This window comes from Streptomyces acidicola, assembly GCF_009377235.1.
In the GTDB taxonomy this organism is placed as follows: domain Bacteria; phylum Actinomycetota; class Actinomycetes; order Streptomycetales; family Streptomycetaceae; genus Streptomyces; species Streptomyces acidicola.
Window position 1 is genome coordinate 1 of the sequence record NZ_VMNX01000081.1, and the last position, 16,093, is coordinate 16,093.

14 protein-coding genes are annotated in these 16,093 nt (G+C 71.3%); 7 read left to right on the forward strand and 7 right to left on the reverse strand.

Annotation, left to right across the window (positions count from 1 at the left end):
* Positions 1-991 (reverse strand): carbohydrate kinase family protein (locus FPZ41_RS21540; protein WP_322620541.1); only part of this gene is annotated, 991 nt, incomplete at its 3' end.
* Positions 992-1,153: 162 nt separating this feature from the next.
* On the opposite strand from FPZ41_RS21540, the gene FPZ41_RS21545 reads away from it, so the two are divergent.
* From FPZ41_RS21545 to FPZ41_RS21560, 4 genes are all read left to right on the forward strand, one after another.
* Positions 1,154-1,903, forward strand: a complete 750-nt coding sequence (locus tag FPZ41_RS21545) for a DeoR/GlpR family DNA-binding transcription regulator (RefSeq protein WP_131571663.1) — start codon at positions 1,154-1,156, stop codon at positions 1,901-1,903.
* 49 nt (positions 1,904-1,952) lie between these two features.
* Positions 1,953-3,293 (forward strand): 6-phospho-beta-glucosidase, encoded by a 1,341-nt coding sequence (locus FPZ41_RS21550; protein ID WP_322620542.1) that lies wholly within the window; start codon positions 1,953-1,955, stop codon positions 3,291-3,293.
* Between the two features lie 53 nt (positions 3,294-3,346).
* Positions 3,347-6,397, forward strand: a complete 3,051-nt coding sequence (locus tag FPZ41_RS21555; RefSeq protein ID WP_152865003.1) for an alpha-mannosidase — start codon at positions 3,347-3,349, stop codon at positions 6,395-6,397.
* A gap of 166 nt (positions 6,398-6,563) precedes the next feature.
* Positions 6,564-7,448: a sulfotransferase family protein gene (locus tag FPZ41_RS21560; RefSeq protein ID WP_322620543.1), complete on the forward strand. Its 885-nt coding sequence runs from the start codon at positions 6,564-6,566 to the stop codon at positions 7,446-7,448.
* A 126-nt stretch (positions 7,449-7,574) separates the two neighbouring features.
* On the opposite strand, the gene FPZ41_RS21565 is transcribed toward FPZ41_RS21560, so the two are convergent.
* Positions 7,575-8,705, reverse strand: a complete 1,131-nt coding sequence (locus FPZ41_RS21565; RefSeq protein ID WP_152865004.1) for an ATP-grasp domain-containing protein — start codon at positions 8,703-8,705, stop codon at positions 7,575-7,577.
* Positions 8,706-8,980: 275 nt separating this feature from the next.
* Here FPZ41_RS21565 and FPZ41_RS21570 point away from each other — a divergent pair, with 275 nt between their 5' ends.
* The 3 genes from FPZ41_RS21570 to FPZ41_RS21580 are packed head-to-tail and all read left to right on the forward strand — an operon-like array spanning position 8,981 to position 11,545.
* Positions 8,981-9,889, forward strand: coding sequence for a metallophosphoesterase family protein (locus FPZ41_RS21570; protein ID WP_322620544.1), 909 nt, complete (start codon positions 8,981-8,983; stop codon positions 9,887-9,889).
* Entirely contained in the window at positions 9,837-10,568 is a 732-nt protein-coding gene (locus FPZ41_RS21575) for a 4'-phosphopantetheinyl transferase family protein (protein WP_322620545.1), read from the forward strand. Before FPZ41_RS21570 ends, FPZ41_RS21575 begins: the two co-directional genes overlap by 53 nt.
* Complete coding sequence (locus FPZ41_RS21580) at positions 10,565-11,545, forward strand: polyprenyl synthetase family protein (RefSeq protein ID WP_152865008.1); 981 nt, start codon at positions 10,565-10,567, stop codon at positions 11,543-11,545. The genes FPZ41_RS21575 and FPZ41_RS21580 overlap by 4 nt, the downstream gene beginning before the upstream one ends.
* 71 nt (positions 11,546-11,616) lie before the next feature.
* Here FPZ41_RS21580 and FPZ41_RS21585 read toward each other — a convergent pair whose 3' ends face one another.
* The 5 genes from FPZ41_RS21585 to FPZ41_RS21605 form a co-directional block, all read right to left on the reverse strand.
* Positions 11,617-11,844: a hypothetical protein gene (locus FPZ41_RS21585; RefSeq protein ID WP_152865010.1), complete on the reverse strand. Its 228-nt coding sequence runs from the start codon at positions 11,842-11,844 to the stop codon at positions 11,617-11,619.
* A gap of 151 nt (positions 11,845-11,995) precedes the next feature.
* Positions 11,996-13,432, reverse strand: coding sequence for an FAD-dependent monooxygenase (locus tag FPZ41_RS21590; protein WP_152865012.1), 1,437 nt, complete (start codon positions 13,430-13,432; stop codon positions 11,996-11,998).
* A complete protein-coding gene (locus FPZ41_RS21595; RefSeq protein WP_152865014.1) occupies positions 13,416-14,630 on the reverse strand; it encodes an MAB_1171c family putative transporter in 1,215 nt (404 codons plus the stop codon). Before FPZ41_RS21595 ends, FPZ41_RS21590 begins: the two co-directional genes overlap by 17 nt.
* A 10-nt stretch (positions 14,631-14,640) precedes the next feature.
* A complete protein-coding gene (locus tag FPZ41_RS21600; protein WP_152865055.1) occupies positions 14,641-15,171 on the reverse strand; it encodes a toxin-antitoxin system, toxin component in 531 nt (176 codons plus the stop codon).
* Between the two features lie 32 nt (positions 15,172-15,203).
* Complete coding sequence (locus tag FPZ41_RS21605) at positions 15,204-15,869, reverse strand: helix-turn-helix domain-containing protein (RefSeq protein ID WP_322620546.1); 666 nt, start codon at positions 15,867-15,869, stop codon at positions 15,204-15,206.
* Between the last annotated feature and the right edge of the window lie 224 nt (positions 15,870-16,093).

Genomic DNA, 16,093 nt, shown 5'->3' on the forward strand with positions numbered 1-16,093 from the left:
GGGCATGGGAGAGGGGTGGGCCCGGATCGGCCGGCAGCCGCTCGGCGAGGAAGCCGTAGGCGCGCCGCAGTCCGGGGTCGTCGAGCGCGCGCCACCATGCGTGGACCCCGTACCAGCCGGGTGCCGCCTGGGCCCCGCCGTGGTGGCGTACGGACAGGCCGGCGGCGAGCACGGCGAAGCGCAGCCGCTCCTGAAGGGGCCAGCCGCCCAGCGAGGCCGCGACGAACCCGGCGGCGAAGACGTCCCCGGCGCCCGTCGCGTCCAGCATGTCCACGTCCAGGGCCGGCACGTCGGCGTACTCACCCGTCGTCTGGTCCACGGCGATCGCGCCCTCGCCGCCGCGCGTGACCACGGCCACCGGCACCAGCTCCGCCAGGGTGCCGAGGGCGGCGACGGCGCTGTCGGTGCGGGTGTAGGCCATCGCCTCGGTCTCGTTCGGGAGGAAGGCGTGGCACAGGGCGAGCTGGTCGAGCAGGTCCGAGGACCACTGCTGGGTGGGGTCCCAGCCGACGTCCGCGTAGATGTGCGTCCCGTTCGCGGCCGCCTTGGCGAGCCACTCGCGGGGCTCGGCCTCAATGTGCACGAGAGCGGCGCGCGCGTCGGGTGGGTCGCCCATCAACGCGTCCTGGGTGTACGGGGGTTCCTGGCCGTGGGTGACCAGCGCCCGGTCGTGGCCGTACGCGAGCGAGACGGTGACCGGGGTGTGCCAGCCGTCCGCCGTGCGGGACAGGGAGAGATCGATGCCCTCCTGGCCGTCGAGGACGTCACGGCAGTACTCGCCGTAGAAGTCGTCACCGAAGACGGTGGCCAGCGAGGTGGTGAGGCCGAAGCGGGAGGCGGCGACCGCCAGGTTGGCGATGCCGCCCGGACCGCAGCCCATGCCGTGGGTCCAGATCTCCTCTCCGGGCGTCGGCGGCTTCCCCAGCCCCGTGAGGACGAGGTCGTAGAACAGCAGCCCCGTCAGCAGTACATCGGGCCGGTCGTCGTCCACGCGCGCATCCTCCTGTCGCAGGCGCCCACGCTCATTTCTGAGCGCGGACGTCGGAACCGTCGCTTTCGGTGCACAGGATCGTGCGCGTCCTCCGGAGATTTGGCAAGAGTCAAGCAGAAGTGAGCATGGAAATGATTGAAGATGACGAGTACTGTCCACGGTGTGCTGGCAGAACGACGACATCAACTCATCCTGAGGGCCCTGCGCTCCGGCGGCCCGGCAGCGGTCACCGACCTGTCCGAAGAGCTCGGCGTGAGCCCCGCCACCGTGAGGCGCGACCTCGTCAAGCTGGAGGAGGAGGGGCTGCTCACCCGTGTGCACGGCGGCGCGGTGGCGGAGGAGGGCGACCAGCCCTTCGCCGAGGTCGCCGAGGTGCGAGTGCCCGAGAAGGACGCGATAGCGGCGAAGGCGGCATCGCTGGTCCAGGACGGTCAGACCGTGCTGCTCGACATCGGCACCACCGCCTACCGGCTGGCCCGGCAGCTGCACGGCCGCCGGCTCACCGTGATCACCAGCAACCTGGTGGTCTACGAGGAGCTCGCCGACGACGAGGGCATCGAGCTGGTGCTGCTGGGCGGCATGCTCCGCCGTGAGTACCGCTCGCTCGTCGGCTTCCTGACCGAGGACAACCTGCGCCAGCTGCACGCGGACTGGCTGTTCCTCGGCACCAGCGGGGTGCGGCCGGGCGGGCAGGTGATGGACACCACCGTCGTCGAGGTGCCGGTCAAGCGCGCCATGATCAGGGCGGGGGACAGGGTCGTCCTGCTGGCCGACCGCGCGAAGTTCCCGGGCACGGGGATGGCGCGGGTCTGCGGACCGGAGGAACTGGACATGGTGGTGACGAACGCACCCGTCGACCCGGTCACGCGGTCCGCGCTGGAGGAGGCGGGTGTGGAGGTGGTGCCGGCGTGAGCCGGGTACACGACCGGGTACGCGAAAGGACGGCAAAGGTGGTAGTCGCGTGAAGCTGACGATTCTGGGCGGTGGCGGGTTCCGGGTGCCGCTGGTGTACGGGGCGCTCCTCTCGGACCGCGCCGAGGGCCGGGTGACGCGTGTCGTCCTGCACGACCTGGACCCGGAGCGGCTGTCCGCCGTGACCCGTGTCCTGGCCGAGCAGGCGGCGGGCAGGCCCGACGCGCCCGAGGTGACGGCCACCACCGACGTCGACGAAGCACTCAGGGGCGCCGACTTCGTCTTCTCGGCGATCCGCGTCGGCGGCCTGGAAGGGCGCGCCGACGACGAGCGCGTTGCCCTCGCGGAAGGCGTCCTCGGCCAGGAGACCGTCGGCGCCGGCGGTATCGCCTACGGCCTGCGCACGGTGCCCGTCGCCGTCGACATCGCCCAGCGGGTGGCCCGGCTCGCCCCCGACGCCTGGGTCATCAACTTCACCAACCCCGCCGGACTGGTCACCGAGGCCATGTCCCGCCACCTCGGTGACCGCGTGATCGGCATCTGCGACTCGCCGGTCGGCCTCGGCCGCCGTATCGCCCGCGTGCTCGGCGTCGCCGACCCTCGCGAGGCATGGATCGACTACGTGGGCCTCAACCACCTGGGCTGGGTCCGCGGACTGCGCGTCGCCGGCCGCGACGAACTCCCGCGCCTGCTCGCCGACCGCGACCTGCTCGGCTCCTTCGAGGAGGGCAAGCTCTTCGGCCCCGAATGGCTCCAGTCCCTCGGCGCGGTCCCGAACGAGTACCTGCACTACTACTACTTCAACCGCGAGGCCGTCCGCGCCTACCAGGAGGCCGAGAAGACCCGCGGCGCCTTCCTGCGCGACCAGCAGGCCCACTTCTACGAGGAGATGCGGCGCCCCGACGCCGAGGCGCTCAAGGCCTGGGACCGCACCCGCGCCGAGCGCGAGGCCACCTACATGGCGGAGAACCGTGAAACGGCGGGCGCCGGCGAGCGCGACGCCGACGACCTCTCCGGCGGCTACGAGAAGGTCGCCCTCGCCCTGATGCGGGCCATCGCCCGCGACGAGCGCACCACCCTGATCCTCAACGTCCGTAACAAGGGCACCCTCTCCGTCCTCGACACCGAGGCCGTCATCGAGGTGCCCTGCCTCGTCGACGCCAACGGCGCCCACCCGGTCGCCACCGACCCGCTGCCCGACCACGCCACCGGCCTGGTCTGCGCGGTCAAGGCCGTCGAGCGCGAGGTCCTGTCCGCGGCCGAGTCGGGCTCCCGCACGACCGCCGTCAAGGCCTTCGCCCTGCACCCGCTCGTCGACTCCGTGAACGTGGCCCACAGGCTGGTCGACGCCTACACGGCCGTCCATCCGGGCATGGCGTACCTCAGGTAGAGCACCGCACGGTCACCGAACGAGCCCCGCACAGCCCCAGGAGAACTGCTTCCATGCATGACGAACGCCGCCGGATCGAGGAACGCGTCGAGCGCGTCCACACCCAGCGCATCAAGCCCGCGATCTACGCCGCCTCCGTGCCCTTCGAGGTCGAGGCCTGGCATGCCCCCGGCGAGCCCGTCCCCTTCGACGAGGCCGCGGCCGCCCCGTACGAGCCCTTCGCGATGAACACCCCCTGGGGTCCGCCCTGGGGCACCACCTGGTTCCGGATGCGCGGCCAGGTGCCCGCCGAGTGGGCGGGCAGGCGCGTCGAGGCCGTCATCGACCTCGGCTTCGTCGGGGACTGGCCCGGCAACCAGGCCGAGGCCCTGGTCCACCTCACGGACGGGACCCCCCTCAAGGCGGTCAACCCGCTCAACCAGTACGTGCCGATCGCCAACCCGGCCACCGGCGGGGAGACGGTCGACTACCTGGTCGAAGCGGCCTCCAACCCCGACATCCTCGCAGGCGACTTCGCGGCCCCGACCCCGCTCGGCGACGTCCTCACCGCCGGCGACAAGCCGCTCTACACCTTCCAGCGCGCCGACATCGCCGTCCTCGACGAGAACGTCTGGCACCTCGACCTGGACCTCCAGGTGCTGAGCGAACTGATGGTCCATCTCGAAGCGCACGACCCGCGCCGCCACGAGATCATGCACACCCTGGACCGGGCCATGGACGCCCTGGACCTCGACGACATCCCCGGCTCGGCCGCGGCCGTCCGCGAGGTCCTCGCCCCCGCCCTGGCCAAGCCCGCGCACGCCAGCGCCCACACCGTCTCCGGCGTCGGGCACGCCCACATCGACTCCGCATGGCTGTGGCCCATCCGCGAGACCAAGCGCAAGACGTCCCGCACGTTCTCGAACGTGACCTCTCTGGCGGACGAGTACGAGGACTTCATCTTCGCCTGCTCGCAGGCCCAGCAGTACGAGTGGGTGCGCGACAACTACCCCCACGTGTGGGAGCGGATCAAGAAGTCCGTCGAGAAGGGGCAGTGGGCGCCCGTCGGCGGCATGTGGGTCGAGGCCGACGGCAACCTGCCCGGCGGCGAGGCTCTGGCCCGCCAGCTCATCCACGGCAAGCGGTTCTTCATCGAGCACTTCGGCGTCGAGACCAAGGGCGTGTGGCTGCCGGACTCCTTCGGCTACACCGCCGCCTATCCGCAGCTCGCCAAGCTCGCGGGCAACGAGTGGTTCCTGACCCAGAAGATCTCCTGGAACCAGACCAACAAGTTCCCGCACCACACCTTCTGGTGGGAGGGCATCGACGGCACCCGCATCTTCACCCACTTCCCGCCGGTCGACACCTACAACGCCAGGTTCAGCGGCGAGGAAATGGACCGCGCCGTCCGCAACTACCGGGAGAAGGGCGGCGGCACTCGCTCCCTGGCCCCCTTCGGCTGGGGCGACGGCGGTGGCGGCCCCACCCGCGAGATCATGGAGCGGGCGCGCCGACTGGCCGACCTGGAGGGTTCGCCGAAGGTCGTCGTCGAGCACCCGGACGAGTTCTTCGCGAAGGCCCGCGACGAGTACCCGGACGCCCCCGTCTGGGCCGGCGAGCTCTACCTGGAGCTGCACCGCGCCACGTACACCTCCCAGGCCCGCACCAAGCAGGGCAACCGGCGTTCCGAGCACCGGCTGCGCGAGGCCGAGCTGTGGGCGACCACGGCCGCGCTGCACGCGCCGGGCTACTCCTACCCCTACGACAAGCTCGACCGGCTGTGGAAGACGGTCCTCCTCCACCAGTTCCACGACATCCTGCCGGGCTCTTCGATCGCCTGGGTGCACCGGGAGGCCGAGGCGGAGTACGCACGGGTCGCGAAGGAGGTCGAGGCACTGACCGCCGAGGCGATCGCCGCACTCGGCACGGGCGACGCACACGTGTTCAACACCAGCCCGCTGGAGCGCAGCGAGGTCGTCCGGACCGCGGACGGCTCCCTGGTCCACACGGTCGTCCCGGCGAACGGCAGCGCCCCGCTGGGCGCCGGCGAGGGAACGGACCCGGTCACGGTCACCGGACGCGTCCTCGACAACGGCCTCGTCCGGGTGGAGATCGCCGAGGACGGCACCCTGGCCTCCGTACGCGACCTGCGGGCCGGCGGCCGCGAGGTCCTCGCCGACAAGGGCAACCTCCTCCGGCTGCACACGGACCTCCCGAACTACTGGGACGCCTGGGACGTCGACAAGCACTACAAGAACCGCTACACGGACCTGCTGGACGCGGACTCCGTGACGGTGGTCGAGGAGGACCCGCTGCGGGGGGCGATCCGGGTGGAGCGCTCCTTCGGCAAGGGCTCGAAGATCACCCAGACGATCAGCCTCCGGGCCGGCAGCCCCCGCATCGACTTCGAGACGGACATCGACTGGCACGAGGCCGAGAAGTTCCTCAAGGCGGGCTTCCCGGTCGACATCCGGGCGCCCCACTCCTCCGCGGAGATCCAGTTCGGCCACATCCAGCGCCCCACCCACACCAACACCAGCTGGGAGGCGGCCCGCTTCGAGGTGTCCGGGCACCGCTGGGTGCACATCGCCGAACCCGGCTACGGCGTGGCGGTGATCAACGACTCCACCTACGGCCACGACGTCTCCCGCACGGTCCGCGAGGACGGCGGTACGACCACCACGGTCCGCCTCAGCCTGGTCCGTGCCCCGCGGGTCCCGGACCCGGAGGCCGACCAGGGCAGGCACCGCTTCACCTACTCGCTCCTGCCGGGCGCGAGCGTGGACGATGCGATCGCGGAGGGCTACGCGCTGAACCTGCCGCTGCGGATCGCTTCTGCGGCGGGCACCGCGGAGCCGGTCGTGTCGGTCGACGGCGCGGGCGTGACGGTGGAGGCGGTCAAGCTGGCCGACGACTCCTCCGGTGACGTCGTGGTCCGGCTGTACGAGTCCCGCGGCGGCCGCGCCGAGGGCGTGCTGCGCACCGGCTTCCCGCTCGCCGGGGCCCAGATCACGGACCTCCTGGAACGCCCGCTGGAGGCGGCGGCCACCGAGGGGAACGCGGTGCCCGTCGCCCTGCGGCCCTTCGAGGTGAAGACGCTGAGGCTGACGGTGGAGAAGTCGTGACTCCGCCTCCCAGGAAGAATTAAGAAACAAGTAAACATGCTGGTCGCGGCGGGTGTACGACTCGCCGCGACCCCTGTCTGTTCCTTGCCCGTCACCTGGAGTTCGCTCGCTGCCCCTGTGATACGGGCGAACGAAAGCGGAGTGAGATGGGTGGAGAGGTGTCATCGTGCGAGACCCGCGTATCAACGCGATCGGTAAAGGGATCAAGCGCCGGGGCAGGCTGATCGCCGAGGCGGTGAGCCCGCCGAAGCGGACCCTGGACGCGGTACCCGCGCAAAGGAGCACCGAGGCCGAGGCCGGCCCGGAGCCGTACGTGGCCCCGCGCGCCCCACGCCTGGTGGAGTCACCGGTGTTCGTGCTCTCGTCGGTCCGGTCCGGCTCCACACTGCTGCGCGTTCTGCTCAACAGCCACAGCCGTATCCGCGCCCCGCACGAGATGCATCTGCGCACGGTGCACGTCAACCTCTCGCGGGACTTCACCGCCGACGCCATGAAGGCGCTCGAACTCGACAAGGACGAGGTCGAGCACGTCCTGTGGGACAGGCTGCTGGACCTGGAACTCACCCGCAGCGGCAAGGAGCTGATCGTCGACAAGACGCCGCCGAACACACTCATGTGGCGGCGGCTGCACCGATGTTGGCCCGAGGCACGCTACATCCTGCTGCTGCGCCACCCGGGCGCGGTGATCGCGTCGCTCACGAGCCGCCGTACGGACCCCGACCACGAGGCGATCGAGGCGGAGGTCCTGTCCTACAGCGAGAAGCTGGAGGAGGCCCGGCAGAACCTGGCCTGCCACGTCATCACGTACGAGGACCTCACGGCTGAGCCGGAGCAGGTGACGCGGGGCATCTGCGACTACCTGGGCGTCCCCTGGGAGCCCGCGATGCTCGACTACGGCAGCAAGGACCACGGAACATTCCGTCCCCAGCTCGGTGACTGGTCCAGCACCATCAAGTCGGGCCGCATCCAGTCCGCCCGCCAGGCCGACCCGAACGCCACCCTCTCCCCACGCCTGTCAGAACTGGCGCAGGCCTGGGGCTACCCCTCCTGAGGCTCCTCGCCGGCCTGAACGGCCTCGTCCTCAAACTCCGGAGGGGCTGGCATTCAGCCCCTCCGGCGTTTGAGGAGCGGGGGTCCAGGGGGCGGGTAGGCGAGGCGGGGGCGAGGAAATGCCCGGTCAGACCGTCAGTGGGCTGTCTGCCGAGTGGGGGCGGACGCCCGGCGTCGAGGTGAGGGGGAAGGGACGCGCCACCGCCGGGACGTCCGGACGCTGGTGCGGGAGGGAGACGGGACGCACCGCACGCGGCCCCGATACGACCGTGTAGTCCGCCCCGAGGCGGGCCGGAAGAAGCTCGCCGGGGTCCTCGTCGAGGGCCAGCTGGACGGCGGCCCAAGGGGCGTTGAGGCCGCAGAGGGCGAGCTGGTGGAGCCCACCCGCAGGTCGCGTGTTGACGTCCATCAGAACCGGATCGTCGCCGTACATGCGGAACTGGATGTTCGAGAGGTAGTGGAGGCCGAAGCCCTCCGCCAGACGGCGCGCCGGCTCGATCCAGGCCGGGTTCAGCGTGAAGCCGCGGCGGCGGCCGTTCTTCGTACGGCCCACCGCCATACGGACGCGACCGTCCGGGGCGACGAGGCAGTCCACCGACACCTCCGGCTGCTCCAGTCGCGGCATCACCAGCCAGTCCACCGCCTCCTCGGCATCACGCAGTGCCTCCAGCACCAGGTCCAGAGGCACGTACGGGCTCGGAAACCCGTTGAGGTGCGAGAGCGAGAACGGGGTCCGCGTGACGACACGGAAACCCACCCCGCCCGCACCCGCCGCGGGCTTGAAGCACGCCTTGTGCCCACCGGCCTCCAACTCCTCCACAGCGGCGACGAGTTGGTCCGCATCCCGCACCCGGTAGTACGGCGGCACCGGCACCCCGAGCGCCTCGACCGCCTGGTACGCCGTCACCTTGTCCTCGAAGACGTGCACGGCCTGAGCGGGCGGCGCGAGGAGCGCCGTACCCACGGCCCTGAACTCCTCGCGGTGCGCGGCGATCGTCGCCTGGTGCAGCCGGGGCACGAAAACGTCGATCCCGCGCCGCTGGCACTGGTCGAGGGCGAACTCGACGTACGCGGCGGGGGAGAGCCCCTCCGGCTCCAGGTCGGCGGTGTCGGCGGCGGCGAGCACGGGCGAGTCGGGGTCCCCGTGGGTGGCATGGATCTCGACCGGATGCGAGTGCGGATTACTTCGCAGCTGATCCATGAAGAACACGTTCTCCGCGTACGTGCGGTTGAGCCAGACGCGTACGCGAGAGACCATGCAGGCCGCCTTTCACGGTTCGCGGGCAGGGCTGAGCAGGCCGTGCCCGGCCAGGGGAGAGGGAGGTACGCCGAACCGCCCGACGCGAGTGAGGGAGCGGGGCGGAGGTGTTGGGGCGATCATAAGGCCACCGGGACCCTGGTTTCTGTCACGCGCGTGTTAATCCTTGGTACGGGACCGGCCAGATGCTGTTCACGTGTTCGGCGGGCCGCTCTTGTCCGCCGACGCGTGCGTGTGTTCTCGTGTTCCCATCCGAAGATCTGGAGGGAGTGAGGGTGGAGTCGACCGCTGGCGGTTCGGGGAATCTGCTGGCCATCAGTGACCTGCACATCGCCTATCCCGAGAACCGTGCCCTGGTCGAACAGATGCGCCCCGAAACCGACGATGACTGGCTCCTGGTGGCCGGAGACGTCGCCGAGAAGGTGGACGACATCCGCTGGGCGCTGGAGACCCTCGCCGGACGTTTCGCCAAGGTCGTCTGGGCACCGGGCAACCACGAGCTGTGGACCCACCCGAAAGAGACCCTCACGGCACGCGGCGTCGAGCGGTACGACCATCTCGTCGCCCTGTGCCGCGAGCTCGGCGTCACCACGCCCGAGGACCCGTACCCCGTGTGGGAGGGCCCGGGTGGCCCCGCCGTCGTCGCCCCGCTCTTCCTGCTGTACGACTACTCGTTCCTGCCGCCGGGCTGCGCGACCAAGGACGAGGGACTGGAGTACGCGCACGGCACCGGCGTCGTGTGCACCGACGAGCAGGTGCTGTACCCCGACCCCTACCCGAGCCGTGACGCCTGGTGCCGCGCCCGGGTCGCCGAGACCGAGCGCAGGCTCGCCGAGCTCCCCGCGGACCTGCCCACCGTGCTGGTCAACCACTACCCCCTGGACCGGCACCCGACGGACATCCTGCGCTACCCCGAGTTCGCGATGTGGTGCGGCACCCGGCTCACCGCCGACTGGCACCGCAGGTTCCGCGTCGAGGTGATGGTCTACGGCCATCTGCACATTCCGCGGACCACCTGGCTGGACGGGGTTCGCTTCGAAGAGGTGTCGGTGGGGTACCCACGCGAGTGGCGCCCGCGCCCGAAACCGCCGGGAAGGCTGCGCCGTATTCTGCCGATGGAGGTCGAAGCCGGTGATCGAGGAGTTGCTCCCGGAGTCGGTCGTGGTCGTGGAGGCGTACGGTGAAGACGCCTCCCGCACGGCCGAGGGGCCCGAGAGTGCGTCGCTCTTCCCCGAGGAAGAGGCGGTCATAGCGAGGGCGGTGCCCAAACGCCGCAGGGAGTTCACCGCCGTACGCGGGTGCGCCCGCCGCGCCATGGAGAAGCTCGGCGTGCCCCCGCAGGCCGTGCTGCCCGGCGAGCGCGGCGCCCCCGCCTGGCCGGAGGGCCTGGTCGGCAGCATGACGCACTGCGAGGGCTACTGCGCCGCCGCGCTGGTTCGCGCCGCCGACGTGGCGTCCCTCGGCATCGACGCCGAACCTCATCTGCCGCTCCCGAACGGCGTCCTGGGCGCCATCGCCCTCCCCACCGAGGAGGCCCGGCTGCACCGCCTGAACGACGAGCGGCCCGGCATCCACTGGGACCGGCTCCTGTTCAGCGCCAAGGAGTCCGTCTACAAGGCGTGGTTCCCGCTCACCGCCAAGTGGCTGGACTTCTCGGAGGCCGACATCGACGTGTTCGCGGACACCGGCGCTCACACCGGCGCCGGGTCGGGCACCTTCCGGGCCCGGCTCCTCGTGCCCGGGCCGGTGGTGGACGGACAGCGGATCGGGTCCTTCGACGGACGCTGGACCGTACGGCGCGGGCTGGTGGCCACCGCCGTGTCGGTGCCCTACCCGACGGAACGCGCGAAGGCCGCCGAATGACCTCCCTGTCCTACGTCGAACTGCACCGGCGGTTCACGGGCGAGATCGACGCGGCTCTGGACGCCGCCCTCGACGCGCTGGGGCCGGAGTCGGAATCGGTCCGGGACGCGATCGCCGGACTCCTACGCCACCAGCAGATGAAGTACCCCCTGTCGGTGCTTCCGCTGCTCGTGCACGCCGCGGAGACGGGCGCCCCCGGACCGGCCGTCCCCCTGTCTGCCGTCCACCTGCTGTGGTGGACCTCGGCCTGCTACTTCGACGACCTGGCGGACAGCCAGGCGACCGGCACGCCCGAGGGTCTCGGTGAGAACGAGGCACTGCTGGCGGCCGTCGTCGGCGGGCAGGCGCTGCCCATCCGTATCGTCCAGGCACAGCCCGTACCGGACGCCGTGCGCAACGCCCTCACCGCCGAGATCGTCAACTGTTGGTTTCCTGCCGTGGAGGGGCAGCTCAGGGACCTGCGAGGAGACAGGGAGGGCGCCGCACGGGAGGCGGTCGTCGCGGCGTACCGGGGCAAGTCCGGGGCTCCCTTCGCGATGATCACGGCCATGGCCGGCATATGGGCGGGTGCGGACAGCGGGCGCATACGGCTGTGGCGTGAGTTCGGCGACGTCTTCGGCATCCTGTGGCAGCTGTTCAACGACCAGGAGGACATCCTGTCCGGCCGCAACGAGGACCTGCGGAACGGCACCATGACCTATCTGCTGTCCTGCGCCCTGGAGGAGGCGCCGCCCGGGGCGAGGAGACACGTGCTGGCGCTGTCCGGCGCCGCGCGGAGTTCCGGACGGGCACGGCAGGAGCTCATGGACCTGCTCCTCGCGCCCGCCGTGCTCCGCAGGTACCAGAAGGACCTCGAGATGTTCCGCGACGAGGCGTACCGCATCCTCGGTGAACTGGGCGGCCACGAGGAGCCCTCGGCGGCCCTGCGGCAGCTCGTGGACCAGTCGGGCGGACTGTACCTGCGGGCGACCGCCTGAGCCGGCCCGCCCTTACTAGGTCCTGTCGCGGGCCGCTCCTGGTTCGCCGGGGAACGGGCCTCCACCGGGTGTCAGATCTCCGGGCACCAGCTCCGCAGCAGCTGGAAGAACTCCTCCTCGTTGCCCGCGAGTCCGGCCGCCGCCAAGGCCTGCTCGGCCTCGGCGAGCGCGGCGGTCGGCACCACGGGTGGTCGGCACCCGTCCGGCGGGCCGTCGAACGCGGCTCGTACGGTCTGCAAGAGCCGCAGATAGGCCTGCACGGCGGTGCGTTCGTGGTCGGTCAGTACGGCGGTCGGCATCGGACGGCTCTCCCCTGTTCGGCCGGTCTGATCGGTGCGTGCGCCCCGGCAGGGTGGTGGCGCACCTCCAGCTTGCCGTCCGCCACTGACAATCCCGTTCCCGTACGCGGAGGTTCGCCCGCTCAGCGGAGGTGAATCCATTGCCGCATGCCTACCTCCCGGCCTCCTCCGGCGCCCCGGACACCGCCGCCCGTTCCCCCTCCGTGAGCGGCGGACCCGTCAGTGGGGCCTTCAGCGGGCCTCGCACGACGGCGAGGAGCACTTCGGGTGCGAGCAGGGTGCCGGGCGGCTTGGAGAGGGTCATGACGCCGAGGAACGCCCGGAAGACCAGGGGGCGGCCCGTCGCGGTGCGCAAAAGGCGGTTCACGTAACGGGTGAACAGGCGCTGGACGAGGCCGGGCTGCTCGCCGACCGCTTCCGGGTAGCGGATGTCCGTCTCCGTGGCCAGCTGCCACGCCATCGACACCGGACCGGCCACCGCCCGCTGCACCCGCCGAGCGAGCCTCGGAGCCATGAGCCCGTGCGCGGCCACCCGCTCGCGCAGCACGAGGGCGCTCTGTGCGGCCACCGACATGCCGTGACCGTACAGCGGGTTGTAGGTGGCCACCGAGTCACCGATCGCGACGAACCCCTCGGGCCAGGCCGAGACCTTCTCGTAGAAGCGCCGACGGTTGACGGTGCTGCGGGTGACGACCACGTCCGTCAGCGGTTCCGCGTCGGCCAGCAGCTCGCCCACCACGGGGTGGCGCAGGTTCCTCGCAAAGGCCTCGAACTCCTCGGCGGACGCGGTCGGCTGGCCACCGCGCGTGCCCGACACCGTCACCAGCCAGCGCCCGCCCTCGATGGGCACGAGGGTCGCGCTCTGCCCTGGCACCGGCCGCCCCGCGTCCGGCTGGACGTTGACGACGGGGAACTCCTCGGTGCCCGCCGGCGCGCGGAAGACCCGGCTGGCGTACACGAGCCCGGAGTCGACCTCGCCCAGCGGTGCCGGCGGCACACCCAGCGCGTCCAGCCACATCGTGGCCCGCGAGCCGCGCCCCGAGGCGTCCACCACCAGGTCGGCGGCCAGGACACGCTCCTCGCCATCGGCCGAACGGATCCGCACCCCCGTCACCCGGGACGCGCCGCCCTCCAGCCCCAGCAGTTCGGTGCCCTGCACCACGGTGATCCGTGACTGCCTGACGACCTCGGCGCGGATCACCGACTCCAGCAGGTCCCGGCTGCACGCGATCATGAACTCCATCTCGGGCCAGCGCCGCACCCAGCCCTGCGCCGACAGTGAGACGAGCCCGGTCGGCAGCGGGATCCGGCGGGCGCCCGCGGCCAGCCAGGCGTCGGTCACCCCGGGCAGCAGCTCCTCCATCGCGCGGACGCCCCCGGACCACAGCAGGTGCGCATGACGGGCCTGCGGGACGCCCCGGCGCGATGCGGGGCCCTCGGGCAGCAGATCGCGCTCGATGACCGTGACATCGGCGTACGGGCGCAGCGCGGCGGCGGACAGCAGGCCGGCCAGGCCCCCGCCGATGACGACGGCTCGACGGAGTTCCGACGGCGCCGTGGATCCGGGGACGTCAGCGGGTTCGCTCATGGAAGTCGCTCTCTGGCAGGGGCGCGGCATGCTCCCGGGCAGCCGCGACGACGGGTGACTGACTGAGGGCCAGGGACAGCCGGACCAGGTCGCGCGGACGGTCTGTCGAAGGGGTCGGGGTCGGGGCGGCGCCGGTCCCCGCCGAGCTGATGATCCGGCCCTCCGGGTCGGCCGCCCGGGCCCGTACCGCCACCGTCACCATCGCCGCGTCGGCCTCGGCCCGAGCATGGTCGGGCGCGGAACCCGACGCGACGGCCGCGTCATAGGCCCTCGCCCGCACCTCGGAGTCGAAGTACGGGTGCAGATGGAGCATGCCGTCATGGATGTCCGACTCTCGCTGCGTCACCCGCAGTTGGACCGGCGACCACCAGGCGATCCGCACCGCACGCTCGCCCTGGTCGGCCACGGGCCTGAGCTCCCGCCACAGCGGGTCCAGCCTCCGGTACGTCGACCAGGTCGTCCAGGAGTCCCCGATGCGCTGGCAGGCCAGCGGCAGAGCGAAACCGACCGCGCTGATCTGCGCGCCGGCGGAGGCCAGCACGGGCGCCACATAGGTGCTCAGGTCGTCCAGGTTCCCACCGTTCCAGCGGGCCACCACGGCCGCGAACTTCGCCGCCGAGTAGGGGACGTTCGACAGGAAGCCGAGCGCGATGATCAGCAGCCCGGCCCGCAGCCAGCCACGCACCTGGAGAGCCCAGCGCCAGCACATGACAACCGTGGCGACGCCCGCGACGGAGAACGCGGCGAGGTAGAGCACGATCATCTCGCGGATGAACGGCGTGTTGGCGTAATAGGTGTCCAGGTCCCGCAGCCGCTCCACCGGCGCGTCCCCGAGTGCGAACAGCACCACGATCGCCACGCTCACCGCGCCGTACCCGGCGATCCAGCGGCGCGACAGCCGGCGGGTCACCTCGGGGGGACCGCCCCGCCAGTTGATGATCAGCACCAGGCAGGAGGCGCTCAAGGCGCACAGCAGGACGTAGACGAGAGGCGCCGAGACGTTGGTGATGCCGGTGACGCGGTTGACCTCGGCGATCGTCGGCGGGGCGGCGAAGCAGAACACCAGGCTCGCCAGCGTGAGCAGCGCGCACACGGACCGCAGCAGCGGATCGCGCCAGCCGCGCAGCAACGCGGGCGTCTTGACGGCGAGGACGACCGCCATCGCCACCGCGGGGATGTAGTAACTGGACCCGTCCATCTCCGGCGGCTCAGCCCTGCGGCCCGCGATAGCCCAGGGAGGCCTCGATGCGCCCCGCGAGCCGGTCGCGCTGCACCGGCCCGCGCAGCGCCGAACCCGCAAGCCAGGTACGGCACTTGCTCGCCAGCAGCAGTCCGAAGCTCTCGGCGTCCTGCTCGTCCTTCACGTCGAACCGGGTGCGCGCCGCGACCTTCTGGACCGTCGCCCGCAGATCGGCCCCGTCGCTCAGTAGGCGCGCCGCGACCGTGGCACCCTCCACGTGGTGGCCGCAGTGTCCGGCGTGCATGTGCCACAGCTCGTGCCCGAGGATCACCAACTGGTGGTCGGGTGCGGTGCGTTCCTCGATCACGACGAGGTCCTGCTCGGCCATGTCCAGCCACAGCCCGCTCGCGGTGCCCGGCGGAAAGGCGGCCGTACGGTACTGGACGGGGCGGCCGCGACGTCTGCCCATGGCGTCGCACAGCGCGGAGTACAGGCCGGCGGGCTCCGCCGGTGCCGGGAGCGTCAGCTCGCCGACCAACTCGCCGCACAGGCGGCGCATTTCCCTTCCGATGCCCACTGTTCTCCCCCGGGTCAGGACTCGGGCCGCTTGACGCTCTCCAGGAGCATGTCGAGCCACTCCGCCACCTTGTCGCGATGCTGGTCGGTGGGCAGCTGTGCCGCACGCCAGGCGATACCGCGGACACCGTGGTCCTGGAGCAGTCGCTCCAGCGGGTCGTCGGTGGCCTGGGTGGTCGGCGCGGCCTCCCGCTCGCGGTCGGCGAGCTGCTGGAGCAGCTCCTGCTCGGTGCGCATGAGGGCGCTCGCGAGTGCCTCCGGGTCCTCGGCAGTGAGGAAGCCGGCGTGCACTCTGAAGAAGCGCTGGATGGCGTCGCAGTGCTCCATCGTGGGGCGCCGGTCGCCATTGATGAGGGCTCCCGCCTGCTGACGCGACATGCCCGCGCCGTCGGCGATCTCCTGCTGCGTGTACCTGCGTCCGTTGGGCTTGAGTCGGGTACGCCGCAGCAGGGCCAGCCGCTGCACGAACCGGGCCTGCAGATCCTGCTCCCCGGCGGGCCGACCGCCCAGCAGCGCCTTCACCACGGACTCCGGCACCCCGGAGGCCGACGACAGGCGCCGGGCGTCGAAGACCTCGCCGTGGGGCACGCCCAGCCGGTCGGCGAGCGCGGTGACACGGGCCACGACGGCCGGCAGCAGCACCGTCGCCGCAGCGTCCGGAACCTCGAAGCCATCCGTCACCGACAGATCTCCTACGTCTCTCTCAAGCCAGTCCCATGATGGTGCCGAATTCCCCGGAACGCGAGCCCCGGGCATAGTCCACCACCGTGAACTGCACGGAGATTAGCCCCTGACTCGAACTCACATCCAGCTCTCGCCACAACTGTGGCGAGATTCGGCCGTCAACGGCCGTAAAATGCCACGATAGTTGACATGACGTCTGCACGGGCCTCAGGATCAAGACG